Raw genomic sequence first — 6,740 nt, 5'->3', positions numbered from 1 at the left:
CATTATGGATTTGAGAGAAGAACTGGTCCTTTTTGCAAGGCTGGCGTGGGACAGAAGACTAACGGAAAGCACCGGCGGAAACATGAGCGTTCGAATCGGAGATCATATTGTGATAACTCCTACAACAATGGTGAAGCATTTTTTGACGGAAGAGGATCTGGTCGAGGTCGATCTTGCGGGAAACAAAGTGAGAGGAAGAAGAGAAGCATCGTCTGAATACAGAATGCACTTGAAGATTTACAGAGAGTGTAACGAAGTTGTATCCGTTTTTCACGCTCATCCTGTCCATGCAACGACTATGGCCGTTCAACAGAAGGAGTTCCCGGTAAACGTCCTGCCCGAAACGGCGCTCATGCTGGCTCCAATAACTTATCTGCCCTACAAAATGCCAGGCACAGACGATTTCGCAGAGGTATTCGGTGAAGGCTTGAAGCAGGGTTCGAGAACCTTTGTTCTCAGGAATCACGGTGTCACCGTTACCGGTAAAAGCATTGAAGAGGCTTACGCCAAGCTCGAAACACTGGAATTTCTGGCGCAGATAACCCATCTCTCAGGCGCAAGGCCCGGCCATCTGGAGATCCCTTCTGAAGAAGTTGAAAGGTTCTTGAGAAAAGTTAGGGGGTACTAGAAGCACCGTAGGTTCTGAACTGATTTCGCTGGAGCGATTTCTGATTCTTTTATGCTGAGACGACTTTCGATACCCTATTTGCGGGTCTGTTCAAAAGAGAGTTCTTGAGACTTAAGAGGAGTTCTTCTCCTTGTAGCCATGCTTCATGAAGTAACAAGACCCCAGATTTTCTGGGGTATCTTTTGAGCTATCTTCACTCGGCCGTGAACTTGTCCCATTCTCATTCATCGATAGACGTTGAGTTTGTCCAACAGTGACTGCCATCTTGCAGAAAGCAGAAGATGCTCGAGATCTACCTTACAGAGCAAAATCTTTCTCATCGCACCTCATTTCTCGAACCCGCGTTTCCTTGAGAAACTGAAGGAGAGGCAGCGCAAAAAACACTACCTCTCCAAAATGCGAACTACTCTTCAAATAGCTCTTCAGAAAGCTATCAGAAGAGGACCACCGAAGTGGAAGCCGAAGCTGGGATAGCTCCTTCAAGCTCGGCAATGGCCATGATAACGTATGATCCAGACTCGAGTTTCTCAAACACACTTGCCGGTATCGTGCACTCGAAGACGCCATGCTGGACCATAACAGCCTTGAACTCGACGCTTTCCTGACCGAAAATCAAAGAAACCGTTACTTCTCCGACTGTCGCAGGAATCGCCTCGTCAATCGGGTACGTGACTTCCGCGACGTGGACCGTTACTGGAAGATCGCTACCCTTCCCTATGAAGGCGGGGGTTTCGATACTGTCAATCTCCAGTCTTAGCACCTTCAGTTCCTCTATCCAGTAGGTGTCTTCAAATGGATAGCTTGGATCTCTGAAAGCTCTTAGTTCCATGAAGTTAGATGTTGAATCGAACTTTGAGAGATAGAACGGACCGTTGCTGATGTAAGCATGACCGTAGTTGTCTATGAATTTGATCGCCGCATCGTATCTCTCGAGAACATACTGCTCATCCACAAACTCCTTGATGTAGTTTGGAATGTGTTTCCTTTCCTTCATCTCGACAAGTTTAGCTCTGATGTCTTTCACACACGCAGGAGCAATAGCATCGACTTCGGTGAAGGCAGGATCCATAGTTATTGAGTAAGAAGTGCCGGACTTGCTGCCTTCAGTTACAAGCAACGACATTGCTTCTGCGATTTCCCATGCACAACCGACCGCATGGCCCGATGCAGAGACACTTATACCCGGCGCTCCCCAACTAGCAACTCTTTCCTTGCTCGCGGGGAAGTTGTAGTCGAAATACACCGTTATGGTATCATCCTCGTTCAATACCCAGCCTATTATAGTATCCAACGAACTCTTAAGCGACGAGGAATACGCCCGCTCGTACTGGAGGTCATCATCGCCCTCTTTGTTGGCCCATTCCATCTGGAAGCCCTGAGCGTACAGAAAATCAACTATCGAAATTGGTTGTCCATGATGTAAGTTGCCGAATCTGAACTCATACGTAGCCATAGACATCGATTTTTTCCCTTCTCCAACCTCCAGCCAGGCTTCGTTGAACGGGCAGTAATTTATCGCATTTGTGGGAACATCAAAGTCGCCTAATACATCTCCCTCTTCGTTACGCCTTGCCCTGGTTTCAACTTCAACCGGTACCGCTCTTAAAGGTGTGGGGATAGCTGAGGCCGGACTTTCGAACATCGCGGAATCATAAAGGTTTCCGGCTATGTAATTCGAGTATACGCTGTCAAAACCGTCCGTCCCTATCGGGTCCCAGGCATCCATGAAGAGCGACCCCATAGCCGAGAACTGCGTTATGAATAGCGTTCGGTCATCTGTAACGGCAGTTCTTATCGACCAGGTGTTGAGACCGTCCCCAAGCCCATAAGCGAATCTCTGCTTCAGTCTCGCCGAGTTGGCAACGAAGAAATCCAACTGATTTACAACATATATCCTGACTGCTTCCTCAAGACCCAGCTCAAGACCTCTCAGCGCCAGTTCCCAGTACTCCTCCTCGGTCAGGAAGTTTCCGGTATAGGCATTCAGTGTAACCTCATCAATCTCATCCTGTTGATAGTTCCAGAAGCCTTCCGTCATTCCACCTGGCATGTACCCGTACCACGGGGCGTACATCTGGGCGACGATATGCTCCCAGAAGGCTCTTGTTGCTCCTGCTCCCCAGCCTTCTGTGTACATCTGCCAGGTGAATTCCGCCGGATCTCCACCGTAAACAACGCTGCTGCATTTGATCCTGTCCCAGTAAAGCCTTTCAGCCTTCAGTCCTGCCTTTTCCAGCTGATCGGCGATGTAATCTCCTTCCTTTAGGCGGCCTTGAGGGTCGTCCACTCTAATGGCGATTTTGATCGTAACGGGCTCATTGTCAAAGTACCAGAAGCCATCGGCTCTCTTCACAAGCCTTCCGACATTTTCCGGAAGATTAGCCGCAGCTTGCATAGAGCTTTCTATTACTTCCAAAGCTCTTGCCTCGTTACCCTCTGCTGTAAAGCCAAACTTCGTTGCGAGAAGGTTATAACGGTACGTTCCAGGCTGTCCCGTTGTAGCCATAGTGAAGGCCGGAGTGCCTGCACCTCCAAGAATCTCATCGACTAGGTACTGTCTGTTAATCAAGTCGTTAATCGCAAACCTGATATCCCTGATAGCAAAGGCATTGAAGTACTCCTTGCCCCCAACTTCTACTACATAGGGCGCTTCGTTGGGAATCGGGTTCATCAGTAGCGACCACGAACCGGATGGAACGGCATACAAATCAAGCTTGTCTCTGGTGGCCTGATCGAGTCCGAAGATCTGAGGACCAGATAGACCCCACATGAAGATATCGGTCATCCCTTCCGCAGTATCTTTCAGAGCGATATCTTCGGACATCCTAACGTTGAAATAGACAAGATCAGGATAGGGCCCCTTCTGCACTGCAAGCGCAAGCCCGCCGAGCAGCAACAACATCACTAACACAGAAGTTGTTAGTCTTCTCTTCACTTTTTTCGCCTCCTTTTGTAGTTGCTAGTTCGTAAGAGACACAGTTTTGACTGGGATAAAGCTGTTTCAACTAGGTAATGACAAGAAACGAGAGAGATTATCAAAGAGCAAAAAAAACAGTGTAATCGATGATCGATACTGAAGTAATCAACGCTTCATAAAAAAGCAAATGTCTTACGATACTATTATATTACATTTGGACTCAAAAGACGAAGCTCTTCTCTCTTGAGTAGATTTAATTATGATGCATTACGGAACAAACTAGCCTTAGTTACTGAGAATTTGCCGGATAAACCGATGTCTGTTACTTCTCTCTATCGACGTATCCCTTTTCCTTCGATAAGCTCACCGTGCCAAGGACATTCTACGCAACTGTGAAACCATCTTCATCAAGAATAAAGTAGGCTGCAAGGGCCCAATCGGCAAATCTTCTCCCGATCAGAAGTAGCCGGCTGTTTGAAATTCCTTCCTTCAGGAACCTATGTGCTCCTAGAAACCAACCTTGGGTACACTCTCAGCAATATCGTCAGTCTCTTTGTTCTACAATGAAAGCATTCAAGAACGCAGGCATCCTCTTATCCGAAGAAAGACTTAACAAAGATCCTAATGACCTCGGCTCCCCCGATAAAAGTCCCCACACTGCTTCCAACGTTCGCGAATACTACAACCAGAAGGATCTTCGTAACTCTGTTTTTCCAGAACCCTTTGAATGAACTTACATCTTCGTTCAAGTTTTCAAAGTCGAAGACCTTTGGCTTTCTCACCAGCGCCTCCACAAGACCGGCAAACCACCCGGCAGCGAGAATAGGGTTCAAGGAACTCACCGGAGCAATGAAGAAAGCAGTCAATATAGAGAGAGGGTGGCCAAGAGCTGCAATAGTCCCCAGAGCAGAAAGCGATCCGTTCCAGAGGATCCAGGCCAGTATCTGGTCTAATCCGGCATCCCTGTTCACGATAATAGTAGATACCATGAGAGCAATAATGACTATTGATATGGTCCAGCCGATAATCTTACCGGTCTTCTTCTTCGGAGGGATCTTGCTGAGTGCCGCAAGGTCCTGATCCTCTTTTATAGCCTCTTTCAAACCCGGGACATGTCCGGCACCAACGACTGCGACTACTTTCTTTCCTGGAGCCGTCTTGATCTTCTGGGCAAGAAACTTGTCCCTCTCGTCAATAAGAGTCTCCTTCAGCTGCGGAAAAGACTTTGAAAGTTCACTAAGAGCCGATGTAAGCATATCACCCGACTTCATCTTTTCAAGATCTTCTTCGGTTATCTTCTCATCGCTGAAAATTGACAGAACGAGAGTGAAGAAGAGTTTCGTCTTTCCCCAGAAGCCGAGATTTCCCCATATTCTTGCGAAAGTAACCTGAATATCTCTATCCGCGAGAACAAGCTGCGCTCCTATCTCTTTTGCCGACTCAATAGCCTGCAGCATCTCCTGTCCAGCTTGAATTCCTATCTGCTTCGCCATTCTCTTCTGATAGGAAGAGAGTATGAGATTTGCCAGAAGAAGAAAGGATTTCTTCTCCTTAACAACCTTTGCGATATCGGTCTTCTTCCATCTATCCTGATCCTGCATCGATTGATAACGGGAATTACACAACTCTATAGCAACGGAATCGGGTTTCTCTTCCTCAATGATCGTCTTCACTTCTTCGGCGCTGTTCTTTGATACGTGGGCGGTACCGATAACTATCAATTCTTTGTCATCAAGCATTATTCTGTGCACTGTCTCGGACAACGAAATCACCCTTTCGATTTAATTATCAAACTCTATTTAATCATAATCTTGCAGCTAACTCGTGTTTATGAGATTATCAATTATATAGCTGATTAAGATGATGTTGGGAGGTGTTCTCTTGAGCAGCCCCGTCCGAGCTGAGATCGGAGATCTCGAAGGAGCTATTGAGCTCGCATCTCTGGTCTTCAATACTGAAATGGGCAAGATCTTTCCTGTGCTTTTCTCCGAGGAAAACGTTAAGAACATAACCGTTGTCAAAGAGGCTGGAAGACCTGTAGCGATGATCGGGCTCCTTCCCAGAGAAATATCTCTATTCGGTCACAGAATGAAAGTTGGACTCGTTGGTTCGGTATGCACTCACCCAGACTACCGCGGAAAGAATTACGGCGCCGTGACTCTTGCCAAGGCAGAGGAATTGGCTATAGATCTGGGACTATCACTGCTCATCATATCCGGAGGAAGAGGGATGTATCAGCGTTTTGGAGCGGTCAAACCCCCCGGTCTCAAAAAGATTGTAGTGAAACATGGTAGAGCAACCGCGATGAGGGAAGCGAAGCGTACCGACATCGGAAGGATTCTTGACCTGTACCGACTGAAACCCGTCAGATACATCAGGAGCTTTTCGGATTTTGAGAAGATCTTCTCGACAGGATACGCAGTGGCCAGAAAGACAAAGACCTATATCAACGACAGAGCGTACATCACCGTTGTGGAAAAGGAAACGGTGAATCACGTTGTGGAATATGGAGGCAGCAGCAAGGACGTAATATCCTTGACAAGAAGCTTCATAGAAAAAGAAGGACTTGAAGAGTGCACTATAATCGCCGACAGACTATTCAGAAGCGAAGAAAGCCTGCCATGCGAGTTTCCGGGAACGGCAAAAGTCATTTCGAAACGCCACTTCTTCGATCAGATGGAAAGCTATTTCACCGAGGTAATGCTTTCGGAGGATTACGACAGATTTCTGGAGAGTGCTGAAAGACTCTCTTTGGCCGAACTTAATCAGGAGATTCTATGCTGCAGCAAGTTCAAGGGTCTTCCTATAACTCTTCCAGACTACGGTTTTGATTACGTGTGATGAGGAGGAGTCTGCTTACAGAGTCCAGTCAAAAGGCGAAAATCATCGCGCCTGTGAAGGCTACGCCTTCGCCAGTTTCGCTTCGCGGCCGAGACCAGTTGCAAGTTGCCAGTTCCACGTTGCAAGATCTAGGTGCGAAAAATAAAAGATCAGACTAAAGGCAGGCGCCGAAGAACATCGGCGGACGCAAGGCCAGGCAAGAACGTCCCAGGCCGCAATGCCTTCTTCGCGGGTATGAACCGGGTCCGGGGTCTGGTTAGATCGCTAGAAGCCTTTCTTGGGAGAACAGCTGTTTGTTCGAAAGAGCAGTTGCGAGTTGCATGTTCCAAGTTGCAAGCATAAGAACCGCTGTGC

The 6,740-nt window shown here is 47.5% G+C and carries 4 protein-coding genes; 2 read left to right on the top strand and 2 right to left on the bottom strand.

Annotated features, from left to right (window positions below; translation table 11 throughout):
* The coding region (locus tag B3N33_RS12780; protein ID WP_292593539.1) for a class II aldolase/adducin family protein at positions 1-628 on the top strand (628 nt) is incomplete at its 5' end.
* Between the two features lie 433 nt (positions 629-1,061).
* Here B3N33_RS12780 and B3N33_RS12775 read toward each other — a convergent pair.
* The gene (locus B3N33_RS12775) at positions 1,062-3,563 is read right to left on the bottom strand and encodes an ABC transporter substrate-binding protein (protein WP_292589901.1); all 2,502 of its coding nucleotides are present in this window, start codon (positions 3,561-3,563) and stop codon (positions 1,062-1,064) included.
* A gap of 575 nt (positions 3,564-4,138) precedes the next feature.
* A complete protein-coding gene (locus B3N33_RS12770; protein ID WP_214060320.1) occupies positions 4,139-5,308 on the bottom strand; it encodes a TraB/GumN family protein in 1,170 nt (389 codons plus the stop codon).
* A gap of 118 nt (positions 5,309-5,426) precedes the next feature.
* On the opposite strand from B3N33_RS12770, the gene B3N33_RS12765 reads away from it, so the two are divergent.
* Entirely contained in the window at positions 5,427-6,386 is a 960-nt protein-coding gene (locus B3N33_RS12765) for a GNAT family N-acetyltransferase (RefSeq protein WP_214060319.1), read from the top strand.
* The last annotated feature ends 354 nt before the right edge of the window (positions 6,387-6,740 follow it).

The sequence above is a fragment of the Mesotoga sp. UBA5825 genome (assembly GCF_002432955.1).
Classification (GTDB): Bacteria; Thermotogota; Thermotogae; order Petrotogales; family Kosmotogaceae; genus Mesotoga.
This window is presented reverse-complemented; position numbering and strand designations above follow the sequence as displayed.